The sequence below is a fragment of the Aquirufa sp. A-Brett2-W8 genome (assembly GCF_054558755.1).
Genome location: NZ_JBPXKS010000002.1, coordinates 46,227 through 64,702, shown reverse-complemented (window position 1 = coordinate 64,702; position 18,476 = coordinate 46,227). Strand labels below are relative to the sequence as shown.

The window sequence follows — 18,476 nt, the reverse complement described above, 5'->3', positions numbered from 1 at the left end:
ATGGAACAAGAAATCAGCTTTGAACGCATTCCAACACATATTTATTTAGATTCCGATTTAGCATCTAAATCTGTTGCGAAAGAAATTGCGGATCTTATTCGCACTAATAATCAACTTGACAAGCCGACCATTTTAGGCCTTGCAACCGGCTCCTCTCCTAAAAAAGTATACCAGGAATTGATTCGAATGCACCGCGAGGAAGGCTTAAGCTTTAAAAATGTGATTACCTTTAATCTGGATGAATACCATCCGATGGAACCCGATTCCATCCAAAGTTATGTCCGATTTATGAAGGAACAGCTCTTTGATCATATTGATATACCAGTAACTAATTACCATTTACCTGATGGAACACTGGCACTTGAGAAAATACCCGAGTTTTGTAGAGACTATGAAGCGAAGATTGAGCGACTAGGTGGCTTTGATTATTACTTATTGGGCATCGGACGTAATGGACACATTGGTTTCAACGAACCAGGTTCGACGATTAATTCAAAGACGCGTTTAATGACCTTAGAAATTGCGACGAAGATTGATGCGTCTGCTGATTTTGGTGGACTACAAAAGGTGCCTAAAAAAGCAATTACGCTAGGTATCGATAGTATCATGAAGTCCAAAAAGATTGTTTTAATCGCCTGGGGAGAACATAAAGCAGACAGCGTTGCTCTGGCAGTGGAAGGATCTGTCAACTCCGACATTCCCGCGTCCTATTTACAATTGCATCCCAACGCCTCTTTCATCTTAGATGAAACTGCTGCATCAATGTTAACACGCATCAAAACCCCATGGGTGGTCGATTCGGTTACCTGGGATCGAAGTATGATTAAAAAGGCAGTCACGCATCTTTCATTAAGCTTGCAGAAACCCGTATTGAAGCTGACTTCGAAAGATTATAATGAACATGGTTTATCTGATCTTCTTTCCTTGTATGGCCAGGCTTATGAGATTAATATCGAAGTTTTCAATTATTTGCAGCATACCATCACGGGATGGCCAGGTGGAAAACCCAATGCCGATGACACCCATCGTCCAGAACGTGCTTTCCCTGCTAAGAAAAAAGTATTAATTTTTAGCCCGCATCCCGATGATGACATCATCTCCATGGGTGGGACATTCCAACGTTTGCATGATCAAGGACATGATGTACACGTAGCCTACCAAACCACAGGTAACATTGCCGTAGCGGATGACGAAGCCCTTCGCTTCGCAGAATTTGTTGTCGATTTCAATGAAAAATTTGAAAGTCCTAACGCAAAAGCAAATCGCATTTATAAGGAAGCCATTAAATTCTTACGCAATAAGCCCGATTCAGAAATTGATATTTCTTCCGTAAGAGAGATAAAAGGTCTGATCCGAAAAGGCGAAGCAAAAAATACCTGTCGATTCGTGGGGATCAAAAAAGAAAATGCGCATTTCCTTGAATTACCCTTCTATGAAACGGGAACCATCCGCAAGAAACCAATTGGGGAAAAAGATATTCAAATCGTGATGGATTTAATCGAAGAGATTAAGCCTCACCAAATCTATGCTGCGGGAGACCTAGCTGACCCACATGGCACACATAAAGTATGCCTAGATGCCGTAATTGAGGCTGTAACTCGTTTGAAACACCGGGAATACATGAAGAATTGTTGGGTTTGGCTTTACAAAGGAGCCTGGGCAGAATGGGATATCGATCAAATCGAAATGGCCGTACCTATGTCACCTGATCAAGTTTTCAAAAAGAGAATGGGTATCTTTAAACACCAATCTCAAAAAGATGGCGTGGTGTTTCAGGGTGACGATTCGAGGGAGTTTTGGCAACGGGCAGAAGAGAGAAACCGAGCAACGGCTTCCATCTACAATGCACTTGGCCTTGCGGAATACGAGGCTATGGAAGCCTTCGTACGCTGGAAATTCTAATCTTTTAAAGCAGCGTACAAGATCTCCGCGGCATGCTTCGCATGCCGCTTCGTGCCGTCATGAATTTGATGACGACAACTTGTTCCCGACGCGACGATATCGACCTCTTCCGGCTGTGACCGCACGGTGGGAAACAAAACTAATTCACCGATTTGCATCGATAAATCATAATGCTCTTTTTCGTATCCAAAAGATCCGGCCATACCGCAACAGCCCGATGGAATTAGCTGTACTTCAAAATTTTCTGGTAAGGATAGCGCCTTCTTCGCTGCCACCAGCGACGAAATCGCTTTTTGCTGGCAATGCCCATGCAATTTCATTAACTTTTTCTCTGAACTAAACGCTGCTGAAGTGATACGCTTCGCATCCGCCTCGCGCGCAATAAACTCCTCTAATAAAAGCGTATGCTTCGCTAATTCTTGTGCCCTATCCACCCATTCATCCGAAACTAAATCCGGATATTCGTCGCGGAAAGTTAAAATGGCAGACGGTTCTATACCCACCAAAGGGGTATTTTCTGAAATCAAAGACGACCACAAACGCACATTTTGAACGGCTAAAACACGCGCTTCATCGAGCATTCCTTTGGACAAATAAGCTCTTCCAGAGATTGGATGAGGAATAGTTTTTACTTCATAGCCTAAACGCTCTAGCAATAAAACGGTTGTACGACCAATTTCAGCATCGTTAAAATTTGTAAACTCATCTACAAACAAGTAAACCGATTTCTCTTGCACAGGACTCCTGCGCGACTTTAACCAAGACCACAAAGTCTGCTTGGCCATCAAAGGCATCGTACGATCCGGGTGGAAGCCCACTACGGCATTCGAGATGCGTCGAATGGCCGGAGTTCCCATCACCACGTTGTATAGGAAAGGTATATAAGAGGCTAGATTTGATATTTTTGCGAAGTTCCCTACTAACCAAGAACGTAAAGGAAGCCCCTTTTCTTTTTGGTATTGATATAAGAACTCCATCTTTAATTTCGCCACATCCACATTCGATGGACACTCTGACTTACAGCCTTTGCAAGCTAGGCAAAGATCCATTACTTCCTTTATCTCCTCATGTGCGAAACGATTCGGCTGCTCGGAATTAGTTAAAAACTCGCGCAGGATATTAGCACGAGCTCTCGTCGTTTCTTTTTCGTTACGGGTTGCCATAAAAGATGGACACATCGTACCACCAGAAATAGGCGTCTTGCGGCAATCGCCAGAGCCATTGCATTGTTCCGCATGTTGCAGCACATCTTGACCCTGATACCGAAACGCTGTTTTAAATTCTGGCGTTTGTTGTCCGGCCTCGTAGCGCAAGAACGTATCCATCGGAGGAGTATCCACAATCTTGTTTGGGTTAAATATACCTTTAGGGTCCCACCAAGACTTCAAATCCCGCATCAATTGATAATTCTCCTCTCCCACCATCCAAGGGATAAATTCCCCTCTCAAACGTCCATCACCGTGCTCCCCCGAAAGAGAACCCTTGTATTTTTTCACTAATCGAGCAATCTCTTCCGCAATGTGACGGAATTGTTGATGGCCTTCTTTGGTCTTTAAATTAATGATCGGACGCAAGTGTAATTCTCCTGAACCCGCATGGGCATAGTGTACACAATACAAATTATTAGCCTGCAGAATTTCATTAAACTCCGCAATAAAGGCAGGCAAATCGTTCACGTCCACCGCCGTATCTTCGATCACAGCCACCGCTTTTTCATCCCCAGGAAGGTTAGATAATAAGCCCAAACCCGCTTTACGCAAGTCCCAAACCTTCTTCACATCCCCTCCCGTCACAAACGGAAAATGATATCCTAAACCTGCAGCGCGCATCGCCTTTTCACACGCCTTTGCTTGTAAAGCTAAATCATCAGCTGAATCCGAACGTAATTCCACTACTAAGATCGCACCCGGATCACCTTCTACAAAGAATCGATTCAAGCTTTGTGCTGGATTCGCCTTCGTGCACTCTAAAATATAATGATCCATCAACTCAGAAGCTGACGGATTGAATTGCAAAGCGATCAGATTAGCTCGTAAGGCTTCATCAATGGTATTAAAATGACCACAAACCAAACCCAAATGAGCCGGAGGCAATACATCCACATGTAATTTTATCCGTGTGGCAAAGCAAAGCGTTCCTTCCGATCCAGAAAGCAAAGAACAAAAATTAAACGGGGCGTCTGTTGACTCAAAAGCCTTCGTATGCAATAACATATCTACCGCATAACCTGTGTTACGGCGACGAATACTTGGCTTGGGGAATTCCTCCGTGATATTCTTTTGATTAGTAGGATCCGATAAGGCCGCTAGGGTATTCTCATAGATACCATGCAATCGAGTCCCCTTTTTTAAAGATTTTATGGTCTCAAATGGATCTTCCGCCTTAAAATGAACGGGGGATCCATCCGATAAAAAACCCTCTACTTCTAAAACATGATCTCTCGTAGAGCCATAGATAATCGAATTAGAGCCGCAAGCATTATTTCCCATCATGCCGCCGATCATCGCCCGATTAGCGGTCGATGTTTCGGGACCAAAAAACAAACCTTGCTTTTTCAACTCTACATTCAACACATCACGAACCACACCTGGCTCTACCCAAACGTAAGATTCTTCCTTATTAATTTCTAAAATTCGACTGAAAAACTTAGACACATCCACGACGAGCGCCTTCCCTACCACTTGACCTGCTAGCGAAGTGCCTGCCGTACGCGGTATCATAGGAATGGAATGTTGATTTGCAAATAAAATGATTTTCTCCAAATCTTCTGTCGACTCCGGAATCGCCACCCCTAAAGGCATCTCCCGATAGGCAGATGCATCCGTTGCATAGAGCGTCTTCATCACGGTATCCGTGTAAAGAGATCCCTGCAAAGTCAGGCCTAAAGTAGACAGAAGCGAATCGGATATTTGTGTCGACATGATTTATTTATTAAGCTTAAATTTACACAAAGCACTCATTAGTAGCAACTGAGCAAGTATATAAGTTAGCATCACCACGGAAGAAATCCCGGGAAAGGAATAATAAAACTTACCAAAAGCCAAAACACTATCTGATACCACAAAGAAAAATGCTCCCCAAACGATGACAGGGTTTTTCAAACGTATCGCAAAATACAACATGGCCCCTAGCGCAAAAGCATATAGTGTAACCGGAATCTTCATGCCCTCCGCTAGATGCGGATTTAAAAACGCTAAAAAACTAAACACATAAATCAGGATTCCCCCTAAAGGCTGTCGCATATGAGCCGGTATCCAAGACCTATCTTCGGTTTGGCGTGCAAAAAGGCGTATATAACTTAGCTGCATTAGTAAAAATGAACCTAAACCCAGCTGAAAATACAGGGGATTATCGCCTGGGATCATCAAAAATACATCCCCTAACAAAGCGAAAATCGCAGTAAAAAATAAGGCTGGTTTGGGATTTTCAAGAGCTATATGGCCGATTAATAAAATCATCAAAAGCGGCTTGCTAACTAATCTAGCTTCCGGAAAAGTGGGCATCAAAAAAGGCAAAACTAATTCGATGAGGGCATCGAGCAAGAAGAGTTTTAAGAATATATGCCTCATATTTATCAATTTTAGAACGAAAAAAAATCACTTAACATAAAATGCCAAGTGATTTTTTTTATTTCAGATGGATGAAGATCAAGATCCGCAAGCCTCACAATCCTCTGGATTATCCAAAGAGCAAGTCATATCTGATTTATTTTGATCATCACTCACATCAAAACTTGCCAATGCCGCCTTCGATGCTGCTTCAGAATACTGCAATTCAGTTTCGTTCACTAAATTCGTTTGCTCGATAGCTGGCTCTGCTTGTTTCTCTACTGTGAACTTAATCGCATCCGTTGCCGCTTTCGTACGTAGGTAATACATACCCGTTTTCAAGCCTAGCTTCCAAGCATGGAAGTGCATCGAAGTTAACTTTCCGAAGTTCACATCTTGGATGTGGATATTTAAACTTTGTGATTGGCAAATATACGCACCACGATGAGCTGCCATTTCTAAGATGGTCTTTTGCTTAATCTCCCAAACCGTTTTGTATAAGTCCTTCAAGTTTTGAGGAATTTCCGGAATGCTCTGAACTGAACCATTTGCGATGATCAATTTATTCTTCATGGAATCATTCCATAAGTTTAATTTGATCAAATCTTTTAACAAGTGCTTATTAACGATCGCGAATTCACCCGATAATACACGACGCGCGTAGATATTAGAGGTATAAGGCTCGAAACACTCGTTATTACCTAAGATTTGGCTAGTAGAAGCAGTAGGCATAGGAGCAACTAATAAAGAGTTACGCACACCATTTTCTACCACTTTCGTACGCAAATCTTCCCAATCCCAGTTTCCTGAAGATGGCGTTACGTTCCACATGTCGAATTGGAATATTCCTTTTGAGATAGGTGAACCTTCCCAAGTAGAGTAAGGACCTTCTACTTTCGCTAATTCCATCGATGTTTCCATTGATGCAAAATAGATCGTTTCGAAGATGTCTTTGTTCAATTGCTGCGCCTCCTCTGACTCAAATGGCATACGCAGTAAAATGAACACATCGGCTAAACCTTGAACCCCTAATCCAATCGGACGGTGGCGCATGTTTGAATTCTCTGCCTCTTTAACTGGGTAATAATTTACATCGATGATCTTATTCAAGTTGCGTGTCGCAATCTTAGTCACATCGTATAATTTCTTGTGATCGAAACGTAAAACACCGTTTTCGTCTGCGTTCACATATTTAGGTAAAGCTAATGACGCTAAATTACAAACCGCCACTTCGTCTTTTGCTGTATACTCAATAATCTCGGTACATAAGTTCGAAGACTTAATGGTACCTAGGTTCTTTTGATTAGACTTATTGTTCGCATGGTCCTTAAACAACATATACGGTGTTCCCGTCTCGGTTTGAGATTCAAGCACTTTAAACCATAAGTCTTGTGCTTTAACAACCGTACGCGCTTTCCCTGCTAATTCGTATTTCTCATACAAAGCTTCGAACTCTGCACCGTGTGTATCAGATAAACCTGGGCACTCATGAGGGCAGAATAATGACCACTCTTCGTTGCTCTCAACCCGCTTCATGAATAAATCTGGTATCCAAAGAGCGTAAAACAAGTCACGAGCACGCATTTCTTCTTTTCCGTGGTTCTTCTTCAATTCTAAGAATTCGAACACATCGGCATGCCAAGGCTCTAGGTAGATAGCAAAACTTCCTTTACGCTTTCCACCACCTTGATCTACGTAACGTGCTGTATCATTGAATACGCGTAACATGGGGATAATACCATTCGAAGTACCATTCGTTCCCTTGATATAAGAGCCCGTTGCACGGATGTTATGGATGCTTAATCCAATACCACCAGCTGACTGTGAAATCTTCGCTGTTTGCTTCAAGGTATCATAGATTCCTTCGATCGAATCATCCTGTACTGTTAGCAAGAAACAAGACGATAATTGAGGCTTCGGAGTACCTGCATTAAATAGGGTCGGAGTCGCGTGAGTAAACCAACGCTCAGACAATAAATTATAGGTCTCTATGGCTGCGGCAATATCTGTATGGTGAATGCCTACCGCTACACGCATAAGCATGTGTTGAGGGCGCTCTGCTATTTGACCATCTAGCTTTAATAGATACGATTTTTCTAGGGTCTTAAATCCGAAATAATCATAGCCAAAGTCACGGTCATAAATGATTGCTTCATCTAATTCAACCGCGTTATTTTTAATGATATCATACACCTCTTTAGAAAGAAGAGCTGCATTTTGTCCTGTCTTAGGATCAATGTACGTAAACAAACGTTTCATCGTGGCAGAGAACGACTTCAAGGTGTTCTTGTGCAAGTTAGAAACGGCGATACGAGCTGCTAGTACAGCATAATCAGGATGTTTAGTCGTCAAAGAGGCAGCTGTTTCAGCCGCTAAATTATCTAACTCAGTCGTTTTAACGCCATCAAACAAACCAGTGATCACTTTTCTGGCAACCTCTAGAGGTTGGACAAAAAATGGATCCAAGCTATAACTCAGCTTTTCTATTCTGGCGGTGATTTTGTCAAACTTGACTGATTCGCGACGACCGTCTCTTTTTACTACGTACATGTGTATCTATCTGTTAATATTTAAACCCGTTATAACCTATATAAATGCGAAAACCGACCAGCAAAAAAGAAGACCATAATTTCCCTGCGTTAAGAGAATTTTTATCTTAGCTTTTTGACCCTTTTTGAGTTAACAAATTGAGTATGTGGCGGTTTTGTTTTTATGCTTTCCTAAACCAAAAACTGAATCATCTTTGGCTGATTGTGCTATTGGTAAAATTAGAAAAAAAGCGCGCTCTGTGCAAACTATTTTTTGGCCAAAAAAAAAGAAATAAAAGGGCGTATTTGAAATACAACATGCAAACCCCCTTCCCTCAATTAATTAGCCGTATTGCTTCTTAGAAAAGTACTATAAAAATATTTTAAAAAAAATTAACACCGTTAATCCGCATAGAATACTCCAAAATTTTGTTACTAAAAATATTTGGAAAATAGAATACATTCTGTAATTTTGCATCCCCTATTGTAGGGTCCAAATATCCCCTTTGGAAAACATCATTTAAACAGGACGGCAGGGAATCGTCTATTATCCATTATCATGAAAAAAGATATCCACCCAGAATACAAAGAAATTGTATTTCACGATCTATCAGCTGATTACAAGTTTTTAACTCGTTCATGTGCTTCTACCACAGAAACAACAGAATTCGAAGGAGCTACTTACCCCGTATACAAACTAGAGGTTTCATCTCAATCTCACCCATTCTATACAGGTAAGAACGTATTGTTAGACACAACAGGACGTGTGGACAAATTCAACAAGCGTTACGCGAAGTAATTTTCCTGATGCCTATATTAAAAAGCCTTCTTCCATTTTTGGGGGAAGGCTTTTTTTATCCTAGATTTGTCCTATGCAGCTCAAGGTATATTTATTCGAGGATTTGGCCCTAAAAGCCTCCCTACAACCGCTCACTCAGCATCGTAAAGTCGCTGAATTATGGGTAGGAACGAGTAGCCTTGAAAGCAAGTGGCCTAACTTAGTTTCTAATCCGAACGAGGCGGATATTCAGGTGAACAGCGGCGTCTTACCTCTACCTGCGACTTTCGCCCTGTTGGATCAAATGCCGGAAGACACTACCTACGTAAATCAGGGTCAGATTTTAGCGACAAGAGGACAAGGCACGAATCGCATAGAACAACACCTTTCTTTCCTACAACACCCCGAAGATTTACTATCCTACCAGGCTGAGTTTTTAGGTTCTGAAATCAAGGGAAATAACCCGGCGGCCGTAAATAATACATTTATCCACGCCGAAGACATCTACATTCATTCCTCTGCTCAGGTGCATGGTAGCATTTTGGATGCCAGCAAAGGTCCCATCTATATAGGCGAGGGTGTTATTTTAGCTATTGGAACCCTCATTCAAGGCCCAGCGGCGTTCCTACAAGGCTCTTCAACGAATTTAGGGGCTAAGATTCGTCCGAACACGACAATCGGCGCGGGCTGTAAGGTGGGTGGTGAGATTAACCACTGCATCTTCTTCCCTTTCAGCAATAAAGCACACGAGGGTTATTTAGGTAATTCGATTGTGGGTTCGTTTTCTAATTTAGGGGCTTTGACGAACGGATCGAATCTGAGAAATGATATTCAAACCGTCTCACTTTATGATTATGTGTTGCAGGAGCCTCGGAATACAGGATTGAAGTCTTTAGGCCAAATCATTGGCGACTACGTCACCACCGGTGTGGGGACAAATTTGAATACTGGGACGGTGATTGGGAGTCATTGCAACGTTTCGAGCATCGGTTTTCCTCCTCGCTACATCCCTTCCTTTAGTTTTGGGGAGTATCCCGCCTTGCGATCTTTTGACTTTGAGAAAGCCTTCACCTCTGCCTGCAGTTGGATTGAATTGAAAAACCAAAAAATCCCCGAAAATCTGCGCCAAAGCATGGAAGAAATTTGGAAAGAGGGCACATCTTTCCGAAATTAGCTCTTTCTCTATAAATAGCTATTTGCATGCGATTTCAAGACATTCCAGGTCTGAATAAAATCAAGAACACCTTGTCGCTGGCGGTGCAAAATCAACATATCGCGCATGCCCAATTATTCGTGGGACCTCCCGGGGGAGCACAGCTTGCCATGGCACATGCCTTTATCACCTATTTATTTTGCACAAACCGTACGGAGACAGATGCATGTGGGCAATGTCCCAGTTGCCAGAAATTGCAACGTGGCGTTCACCCGGATGTAGTCTACATGTATCCCACGGTAATCACGAAGAAAATCAAGGAGGCAGAGTCCGACGCCTACCTACCCGATTGGCGAAAGTTTATCCAAGAATCGTATTTCAGAACCTTGCCCGAATGGCTTGGATATATGGGTGCAGAGGGCAATCGGCAGGGAAATATTCCGGTGGAGGAAACGCGTAAATTAGTCCAGAAAATTAGCTTAAAACCATTTGAAGCGCCCTTCAAGGTTGTACTCTTATGGAATCCGGAGACCTTAAATGCGTCAGCTGGAAATGCGCTTTTAAAGACTTTAGAGGAGCCACCTAGCTCGACCTTATTCATCTTAGTTTGTGCGGAACCTGATAAACTTTTAACGACGATTATCTCGAGAACGCAGCGCGTAAGTGTGGGGGCAGTGGATGTGGAAGAATTAGCTACCTATTTAGTTCAAAAGGCCGAAATTGATGCCGAAAAAGCCCACCAAATTGCCGTGAATTGCGAGGGAAATATCTCCGAAGCTTTGGAAAATTCCTCCTCCGATAACCTGAGCACCACGACCTGGTTTGCCGAATGGATGCGGGCTATTTATGCCCGCAACTTGTCGAAATTAGTCCAATTAGCCGATCAATTCGACGGCTTAGCGAAGGAAAACCAAAAAAGTATTTTAAGCTATAGCCTTCATATTTTCAGACAATGCCTCTACCAAATTTCGGATGCCAGCGCTTTGATCAAATCGTTAGAAAAGGAAAAAGCCTTCGTGGATAATTTCTCGAAGACCTTAAGCACCGAAAAGATCGCAACAATGACCGAAAAAATCTCAGAAGTGCATTACCACTTAGAGCGAAATGCCCGTGCTAAAATGGTGCATCTCGACCTGTCTCTTTACTTATTACGTGTGTTTCACGCGAAAAACTCCTGATATGAAAACGGTTCGCATCGGTACTCGAAATTCGGCTTTGGCTTTGTGGCAAGCTCACTACGTGGGAGCTTTGCTCGAAAAAGAAGGCTTAGCTTATGAAATCGTAGCGATCTCCACGAAAGGGGATCAAATACTCGATCGTTCCTTATCTAAAATCGGATCTAAAGGAGTCTTCACCGAAGAATTAGAAACCATGCTGCGCGCGGGAGAAATTGACATCGCCCAGCATTCCGCGAAGGACCTTCCCTCCCATTTACCTGCAGAACTCGAATTAATTGCGTTTACAGAGCGCGAATCACCGGAAGATGTCGTTTTAAGCCTGGATCCTTTGAAGACTTTAGCCACTAGCGAAACCTTGCGCATTGGTACCTCATCTACACGCAGACGTGCTTTCCTATCTCATTTTTATCCACAACACACCGCTGTGGAGATGCGAGGCAACTTACAGACACGTTTGGAAAAATTAAAAAATGGGGAATGCGATGCCATGCTATTGGCTTATGCCGGAGTTCATCGAATGGAGATGGAATCTTATATCACCCAGCACCTGGATATTGATCAATTTGTCCCGGCAGTAGGCCAAGGTTCTGTTGCGATTCAATGTGCTGTATCTTTAAATAAGGCCGTGAAATCTCTAGTGCGCAAAGCTTGCAACCATACTGCCACAGAGGCAACCTTATTAACAGAACGCCATTTATTAGCCCATTTAGAAGGGGGTTGCAGCGTTCCAGTATATGGCCATGCGGTACTTAAAGGCGATAAAATAGCCTTGCATGCCGGCGTTCTCAGCCTGGATGGAGTAGAAAATATTTATCATTCTGCGCAGGGATCAGATCCAGCTATCTTAGGAAAAGAGGTCGCGATGGAACTCATTCATTTAGGTGCGCATCAATTATTACGAAAAATCAGACAGCAATTAGGTTCATGAAAAAACGCATATTAATCACGGGTTCAAATGGTTTATTAGGTCAAAAATTAGTCGACCTTTTACGCAAACAAGCGAGTGTCGATTTAATCGCGACCGCCCGTGGAAATAATCGTTTACCGGTGACCGAAGGATATACCTATGCGTCTTTGGACATCACTAATAAAAGCGACGTTCTAGACATATTAGATCAATTCAAGCCTGATGTGGTGATTCATACGGCTGCTATGACGAATGTGGATACCTGTGAAACGGATCGAGACGGATGTGATGTACTAAATGTTAACTCAGTCGCTTATTTAATCGAAGCCTGCGAAAAACACGGAACTTATTTATGTCACTTGTCGACCGACTTCATCTTCGATGGAGCGGATGGACCCTATACGGAGGACGGTATAGCGAACCCGATTTCTTATTATGGAGAAAGTAAATTAAAAGCGGAACAATTACTGTTCGCCTCTAAGATCCGATGGAGCATTGCGCGCACGGTTTTAGTATATGGAATTGTTCCCGATATGAGCCGCTCTAACATCGTACTTTGGGTAAAAAAATCCTTAGAGGATGGAAAAACAATACAAGTAGTGACGGATCAATTCCGCACACCTACCCTAGCTGAAGATTTAGCGATGGGCTGCTGGTTATTAGCCAAAGACGAGGTAGAAGGCATTTTCAATATCTCTGGATCCGATTTCTTAACGCCTTACGAAATGGCCGTGATGACAGCAGATTATTACGGATTAGATAAATCACTTTTACAAAAAGCCGATTCGTCCACCTTCACCCAAACTGCAAAGAGACCCGCCAAAACGGGTTTCATTCTAGATAAAGCAAAAAAAGTTTTAGGTTATTCACCTAAAACCTTTCAAGAGGGTATCGCCATCATGGCGCAGCAAGTAGCTGATTTAATCTAATGCTTCTGGATCTTCCATCATTTCATCCGCCATCGGATTAACCACCGGAAGATCTAACATAAGGGGAGTTTCTTTTAACTTATCGAAGTCTTTATTATCATCTAATAAGGTATTCCAAAGTAAATCCTTCAATTCCTGAAGTCCTTCTTGAGTCACCGATGAAATTAATAAAACAGGAATGTCTTGTGGTAAACTTTCCCGCATTTCTGTTTCCATTTCTGGAATCGACAAGTCCATTTTAGACACAACGATAACGCGACGCTTTCCTAATAATTCCGGGTTATACTTTTCTAATTCTCCGGTCAAAATACGGTATTCTTCTCCCCAATTTTCTGCTTCAGATGGAATCAAAAAGCAAAGAATCGAGTTCCGTTCAATATGACGTAAAAATCTCAATCCCAAACCTTTACCCTCTGATGCACCTTCGATAATTCCCGGAATGTCGGCTACCACAAAGGACTTATCATCCCGGTATTCGACCACCCCTAATTGAGGCACTAAGGTAGTAAATGGGTAATCTGCAATTTCAGGCGTAGCCGCTGAAAGTACTGATAAAAGCGTTGACTTTCCCGCATTCGGAAAACCCACTAAACCTACATCAGCTAATATTTTCAATTCCATCACCACCCATACATCTTGACCCTCTTCACCCGGCTGCGCATGGCGAGGGGATTGATTCGTCGAAGACTTGAAATTATGATTTCCTAAACCACCACGACCGCCGGGTAGCAATAAAATCTTTTGCCCTTCTTCTGTTACTTCTGCCAGAAAATCATCCGTCTCCGCATCTTTTACAATCGTACCTAAAGGCACTTGAATATAGACATCTTCCCCTTCTGCCCCAGACCGACGTCCACCTTCGCCACCATTTCCACTATCAGCGATAATGTGCTTCCGGTATTTCAAGTGAATTAAGGTCCAAAGCTGTGTAGAGCCCACTAAATAGACGTGACCACCTCGACCTCCATCGCCACCATCTGGACCACCTTTAGGCACGTGTTTTTCCCTCCGAAAGTGGGATGAACCGCTTCCTCCTCGGCCGGAACGCAGATTTATTTTAACGTAGTCAATGAAATTCGTTGTCATTATTGCTTCTTTTATCCTTCGATAATCGAGAGAATTTGAGAGAAAATTTCCTCAATTTCACCGATACCGTTAATTCCTGAGAATTTATGTTGTGCGGCATAATAACCCGCCACTGGCGCTGTTTTTTCTCCGTATTCTTGTACGCGTTTGCGTATTAATTCTTCATTTTGATCATCTGGACGGCCTGAAGTCTTACCACGCTCTAATAATCGTTGAGTTAATTCTTCTTCGCTCACCTCTAGCGCAATCATGTGATTAATCGCTAATCGATGTCCTGATAATAAGTTGTCCAAAGCTTGCGCCTGTGCTTCTGTTCTAGGAAATCCATCAAAAATAAAGCCAGCCGCGTCCTTGTTCTCGTTCAATTTATTCTCAATCATTCCGATCACCACCGCATCAGGAACTAAAATTCCTTGATCCATTAATTTCTTCGCCTCTAAGCCTAAAGTCGTACCAGCAGAAATTTCCGCCCGTAATAAATCGCCCGTCGACAAGTGAATTAAACCATATTTAGCAATTAGCTTGGCGGACTGAGTACCTTTGCCTGCCCCTGGAGGCCCAAATAAAACTAGATTAAGCATATAAATGTGAGTTGCTATTTGAAAAATCAATTCGAACCACAAAGGTAATCAAATCGGAGGCAAAAGCGGGGATTTTCTACTATATTTGAAACAAAAAAACCAAATGCTTTCAACACAATTCGAAGAAATAATACAAAAGAGACGTTCTAATAGACGATATGACCCAGCAGTAAAAGTCGATGACGCCATCATTGAACGCAGCCTACAAAGATCCATTTTATCCCCGAATAGTAGCAATATGCAATTATGGGAGTTTTATTGGATCAAAAGTGAAACAGAGAAGAAAGCATTTCTTCCACTTTGCCTAGGTCAGTCGGCAGCAAAAGACACCGGACACATCGTCGTTTTTGTTACGCGCCAAGACCTTTGGAAGAAAAGAGCAGCCTGGAACTTAAAACAAGTAAATGAGTCTATTGAAGGGGAACCGACTAAAATGCAGAAAAGAGGTCTTCAATATTATGGCAAGCTAATCCCTTTATTATACCGCAACGATATCTTTGGCATTTCTACTTTCATCCGATGGAACATTTGTTTCTGGATGGGATTGCGTAAACCTATGATGCGTTTTGGAGGCAAAGCAGATCAACGGGTGATGGTTCATAAATCATGCGCCTTAGCAGCACAAACTTTTATGCTTTCGATTTCAGCCGAAGGATTTCAATCTTGTCCAATGGAAGGTTTTGACGCGGTGCGGGTAAAAAAACACTTGAATTTACCCTCTGGCGCTGAAATCAATATGATTGTCTCGGTGGGAAAAGGAACAGAAGAGGGTGTTTGGGGACCTCGATTTAGAGTACCATACGAGGACGTAGTTCACGTTCGTTAGTTACAATCGACGTCCACGATCACTTGCACGCCCTTGAAAGCGGGCTTGGTGGATAGCGTATCTAATTCTTCCCGAAGTGATTTTTTAAAGGACGCTAAAGCCACTCCTTTCTCTAGTTTGATGAGGATTTCCATGGCATATTGATTTCTAATGCGCTCGATTAAAGGCTTTTCGGGTCCTAATACGCGCCCATTGCCAAATTTGGCCTTCAATAAAAGTCCTAAATCTTTTGCAGCTGTCTCTACATTGCGAGCCTCAAAATGGCGCATCACAATTTTAATCAATCGAGTGAAAGGTGGATAATGATACCCCTCCCGTTCAATCATTTCGTCTGCATATAACTGCTCGTAATTCCCGTCCTGTATGTAGCCGAATAAGCGGTGATTAGGCTGATTCGTTTGAATATATACTTGCCCCTGGACATCGCGTCTCCCCGCGCGACCAGCTACTTGTGTGATTAATTGAAATCCTCGCTCATGAGCCCGGAAATCAGGGAAATTAATAATTTTATCTGCGTCAAAGATCGCTACGATAGATAAACCTTCAAAATCAAGACCCTTAGCGACCATTTGTGTTCCCACTAAAATATCCACCTGACCTTTTTGAATCTCCGTAATCAAACTTGTAAAAGCCGTCTTAGAACGGGTTGTATCTAAGTCCATACGCGCAACGCGGGCAGAAGGCAAATGCAGTTGCAATTCCTCTTCTAACTTTTCTGTGCCATAACCCATGGTTTTCATTTGAGCAGAACCACAAGCCCCACAACGGTGAATCAACGATTCGTGGTGACCACAATAATGGCAACGCAATTCCTGTTCGCGCGCGTGATAGGTTAAGGAAACATCACATTGATGACACGTAGCGATCCAATCACAATCTTGACATTGCAAATAGGGAGAATAGCCCCGTCTGTTTTGAAACAAAAGGCTTTGCTTACCCTGCTTTAAATTATCCGCTAATACCTCGATTAAATCAACCGAAAATCCGCCCTTCATCAGCTTCATCCGATTCGCGTATTTTGTATCGATGAAATGCATCGCGGGTAATTGCGCTGCACCAAAACGCTCTTTCAAGACCACCAGTCCATATTTGTCTTGTTTGGCCTGGTAATAGGTCTCCATCGAAGGCGTCGCTGAACCTAATAAAACCTTCGCTTTTTGCTGGTGTGCTAACATAATCGCCACGTCCCGCGCATGATACCTCGGAGCTGGATCGACCTGCTTAAAGGACGTCTCATGTTCCTCATCGATGATGATCAGTCCCAAATTCTTAAACGGCAAAAAGACCGAAGATCGCACGCCCACCACGAAAGGATATTTCCCCTCCACAATCGACTTCCACACTTCAACCCGCTCGTTATCCGAAAATTTAGAATGGTAGATGCCCACCTGCTCCCCAAAAATCCGCTTCAGACGAACCACAATCTGCGTCGTCAACGCAATCTCTGGCAATAAATACAATACCTGATCGCCATTTGCTAGCGCTTCTTGTATCAGCTTGATATAAATCTCCGTCTTCCCTGAGCCCGTGATTCCGTGCAATAAGACAACATCTTTCTCTTGAAATTGATTCAATATCGACTGATAAGCCTTTTCCTGTGGGGCATTTAGCGTAAAACTGGAAGGAACAAAATTTTCGTCCGCTTCATCGAAGCGCGAAACCACGATATCAAAGATTTCAAAAACTTGGTTTTTTACCAAGGTTTGTAAGGAGCTTTCGGATAAACCGGCCTGGCTGAAACTATTTTTTGCTAAACCTTTTTGATTCGTTTCTGGACTTCGTAAAACAGGGATGAATTGCAAATAATGCAAAAGAATTGCCATTTGTTTAGGCTTCTCCTCCAAGGATTGAATAAGATCCGTTAAGGCTAACTTATTTTCAAAGGGAGCTGCTAAACGAATCTTGCGCTGCACCTTGGGTGTGTAGCGATCTTTTAATTCATCAAAAATAATGACCGCATCCTTACCTACTAAGGCCTTAATTAACTGGTAAGGACTTTTGACTTCGGCGAATTTGGCAAGCTCATCATAAGTCAAAGCCCCCTTATCCCTAATCTCCACATAAATCGCAAGTTCTCTTTCTGTCAGCGTCTCTGGACTCGTAAATTCCGGATTTACTTGCACTTTTGACTGGCTCGAAATTTTCAAACCTGCCGGTAGTGCCACCTGAAATACCTCGCCTGGATAGCACATATAATAATCTGCCACCCATTGAAAAAGGGCGATTTGGGACGCAGTCACTAATGGTGAATCATCTAAAATCTCTAACAAATATTTTGCTTGATATTGCTTAGGCGGCTGGTGATGTACCGTTACGATGACACCTGTAAGCACTTTTTTAGTTCCAAAAGGTACCACCACCCGTAATCCCGCTTGCACAAATTCAGCCCATTCCCGAGGCACTCGGTACGTAAAGTACCGAGGAATAGGAAGCGGAAGCAAAGCATCCACAAAAACCGTTTTTTCTTCCCCTATTTCCATTGCAAGGTTTGAATCAAATGAATGGCATCTTGCTTTAAATAGCGAATCACGGGCGCTAAAGAATCATTCTTCATCGCGGTATTTAAGTACACTGCCCCTCGCAAGAAATGGGTCGTAGAGTCTGTGGCAAAAAACTGAAATGGGGTGGCTACCTCTCCTTCTAATTCGATAATGGTTGCTTTAGAACCATCCATTCGTGTTAATACCGCATCTTCGATCCGATTCGCTTTCATTTGGTGTTTAGAGGCCAAAACATACGAATCCCGAATCATCTTATCGAGTCTTTTTCGATCTCCCTGAACCCGCTTATACGTTAGCTGTATAAAGGCATCCCAACGAGGATAATAGATATACATCCAATGTGGTTCTGCGCGCGCAAACGTGTCCTTTTTCACCACTGCAAAATGTGATAATTCAAAAGCAAAGGGATGTCCCTTTTCTAACGTTTGATAGGTATGTAATGGGATTTCCATCAAAGGAAAGCCTTTAGGCCGTGGCATAGCGGCATTTTCCTCCTCTGAGGCTGTTCCACAGGAAATTAAGGTCAATAAAAAACCTAGGAGGAAAAGACGCATGTTCG

General features: G+C 42.7%; 14 protein-coding genes. 7 read left to right on the top strand and 7 right to left on the bottom strand.

The annotated features are described in order from the left end of the window. A complete protein-coding gene (gene nagB / locus ACST13_RS00290; RefSeq protein WP_459521220.1) occupies positions 1–1,902 on the top strand; it encodes a glucosamine-6-phosphate deaminase in 1,902 nt (633 codons plus the stop codon). Here the strand turns inward: nagB and ACST13_RS00285 are convergent. The 3 genes from ACST13_RS00285 to ACST13_RS00275 all read right to left on the bottom strand — a co-directional run bounded on the left by ACST13_RS00285 (position 1,899) and on the right by ACST13_RS00275 (position 8,000). Then, complete coding sequence (locus tag ACST13_RS00285) at positions 1,899–4,823, bottom strand: FAD-binding and (Fe-S)-binding domain-containing protein (protein ID WP_459521219.1); 2,925 nt, start codon at positions 4,821–4,823, stop codon at positions 1,899–1,901. The two genes, nagB and ACST13_RS00285, sit on opposite strands and share 4 nt — an antisense overlap. A gap of 3 nt (positions 4,824–4,826) precedes the next feature. Next, the gene (locus tag ACST13_RS00280; protein WP_459521218.1) at positions 4,827–5,471 is read right to left on the bottom strand and encodes a lysoplasmalogenase; all 645 of its coding nucleotides are present in this window, start codon (positions 5,469–5,471) and stop codon (positions 4,827–4,829) included. Positions 5,472–5,549: 78 nt separating this feature from the next. Continuing rightward, complete coding sequence (locus tag ACST13_RS00275) at positions 5,550–8,000, bottom strand: ribonucleoside-diphosphate reductase subunit alpha (protein ID WP_459521217.1); 2,451 nt, start codon at positions 7,998–8,000, stop codon at positions 5,550–5,552. Positions 8,001–8,537: 537 nt separating this feature from the next. Here ACST13_RS00275 and ACST13_RS00270 point away from each other — a divergent pair. The 5 genes from ACST13_RS00270 (at position 8,538) to ACST13_RS00250 (ending at position 12,923) form a co-directional block, all read left to right on the top strand. Then, a complete protein-coding gene (locus ACST13_RS00270; RefSeq protein WP_459521216.1) occupies positions 8,538–8,777 on the top strand; it encodes a type B 50S ribosomal protein L31 in 240 nt (79 codons plus the stop codon). A gap of 73 nt (positions 8,778–8,850) precedes the next feature. After that, complete coding sequence (locus ACST13_RS00265) at positions 8,851–9,930, top strand: hypothetical protein (protein ID WP_459521215.1); 1,080 nt, start codon at positions 8,851–8,853, stop codon at positions 9,928–9,930. 26 nt (positions 9,931–9,956) lie between these two features. After that, complete coding sequence (locus ACST13_RS00260) at positions 9,957–11,087, top strand: DNA polymerase III subunit (protein WP_459521214.1); 1,131 nt, start codon at positions 9,957–9,959, stop codon at positions 11,085–11,087. A gap of 1 nt (position 11,088) precedes the next feature. Further along, entirely contained in the window at positions 11,089–12,015 is a 927-nt protein-coding gene (hemC, locus tag ACST13_RS00255) for a hydroxymethylbilane synthase (RefSeq protein ID WP_459521213.1), read from the top strand. After that, positions 12,012–12,923 carry an SDR family oxidoreductase gene (locus ACST13_RS00250; RefSeq protein ID WP_459521212.1) on the top strand — a complete coding sequence of 304 codons (912 nt, stop codon included), beginning with the start codon at positions 12,012–12,014 and terminating at the stop codon, positions 12,921–12,923. Before hemC ends, ACST13_RS00250 begins: the two co-directional genes overlap by 4 nt. Here ACST13_RS00250 and obgE read toward each other — a convergent pair. Next, positions 12,915–14,012, bottom strand: a complete 1,098-nt coding sequence (obgE, locus tag ACST13_RS00245) for a GTPase ObgE (protein WP_459521515.1) — start codon at positions 14,010–14,012, stop codon at positions 12,915–12,917. The two genes, ACST13_RS00250 and obgE, sit on opposite strands and share 9 nt — an antisense overlap. Before the next feature lie 8 nt (positions 14,013–14,020). Beyond that, the gene (locus ACST13_RS00240) at positions 14,021–14,590 is read right to left on the bottom strand and encodes an adenylate kinase (RefSeq protein ID WP_459521211.1); all 570 of its coding nucleotides are present in this window, start codon (positions 14,588–14,590) and stop codon (positions 14,021–14,023) included. Between the two features lie 103 nt (positions 14,591–14,693). Between ACST13_RS00240 and ACST13_RS00235 the strand changes: the two genes are divergently transcribed. Next, positions 14,694–15,416 (top strand): nitroreductase family protein, encoded by a 723-nt coding sequence (locus tag ACST13_RS00235; RefSeq protein ID WP_459521210.1) that lies wholly within the window; start codon positions 14,694–14,696, stop codon positions 15,414–15,416. Here ACST13_RS00235 and priA read toward each other — a convergent pair. Then, the gene (priA, locus tag ACST13_RS00230) at positions 15,413–17,896 is read right to left on the bottom strand and encodes a replication restart helicase PriA (protein WP_459521209.1); all 2,484 of its coding nucleotides are present in this window, start codon (positions 17,894–17,896) and stop codon (positions 15,413–15,415) included. The genes ACST13_RS00235 and priA overlap by 4 nt on opposite strands. Beyond that, positions 17,887–18,471 (bottom strand): gliding motility lipoprotein GldD, encoded by a 585-nt coding sequence (gene gldD / locus ACST13_RS00225; RefSeq protein ID WP_459521208.1) that lies wholly within the window; start codon positions 18,469–18,471, stop codon positions 17,887–17,889. Before gldD ends, priA begins: the two co-directional genes overlap by 10 nt. Between the last annotated feature and the right edge of the window lie 5 nt (positions 18,472–18,476).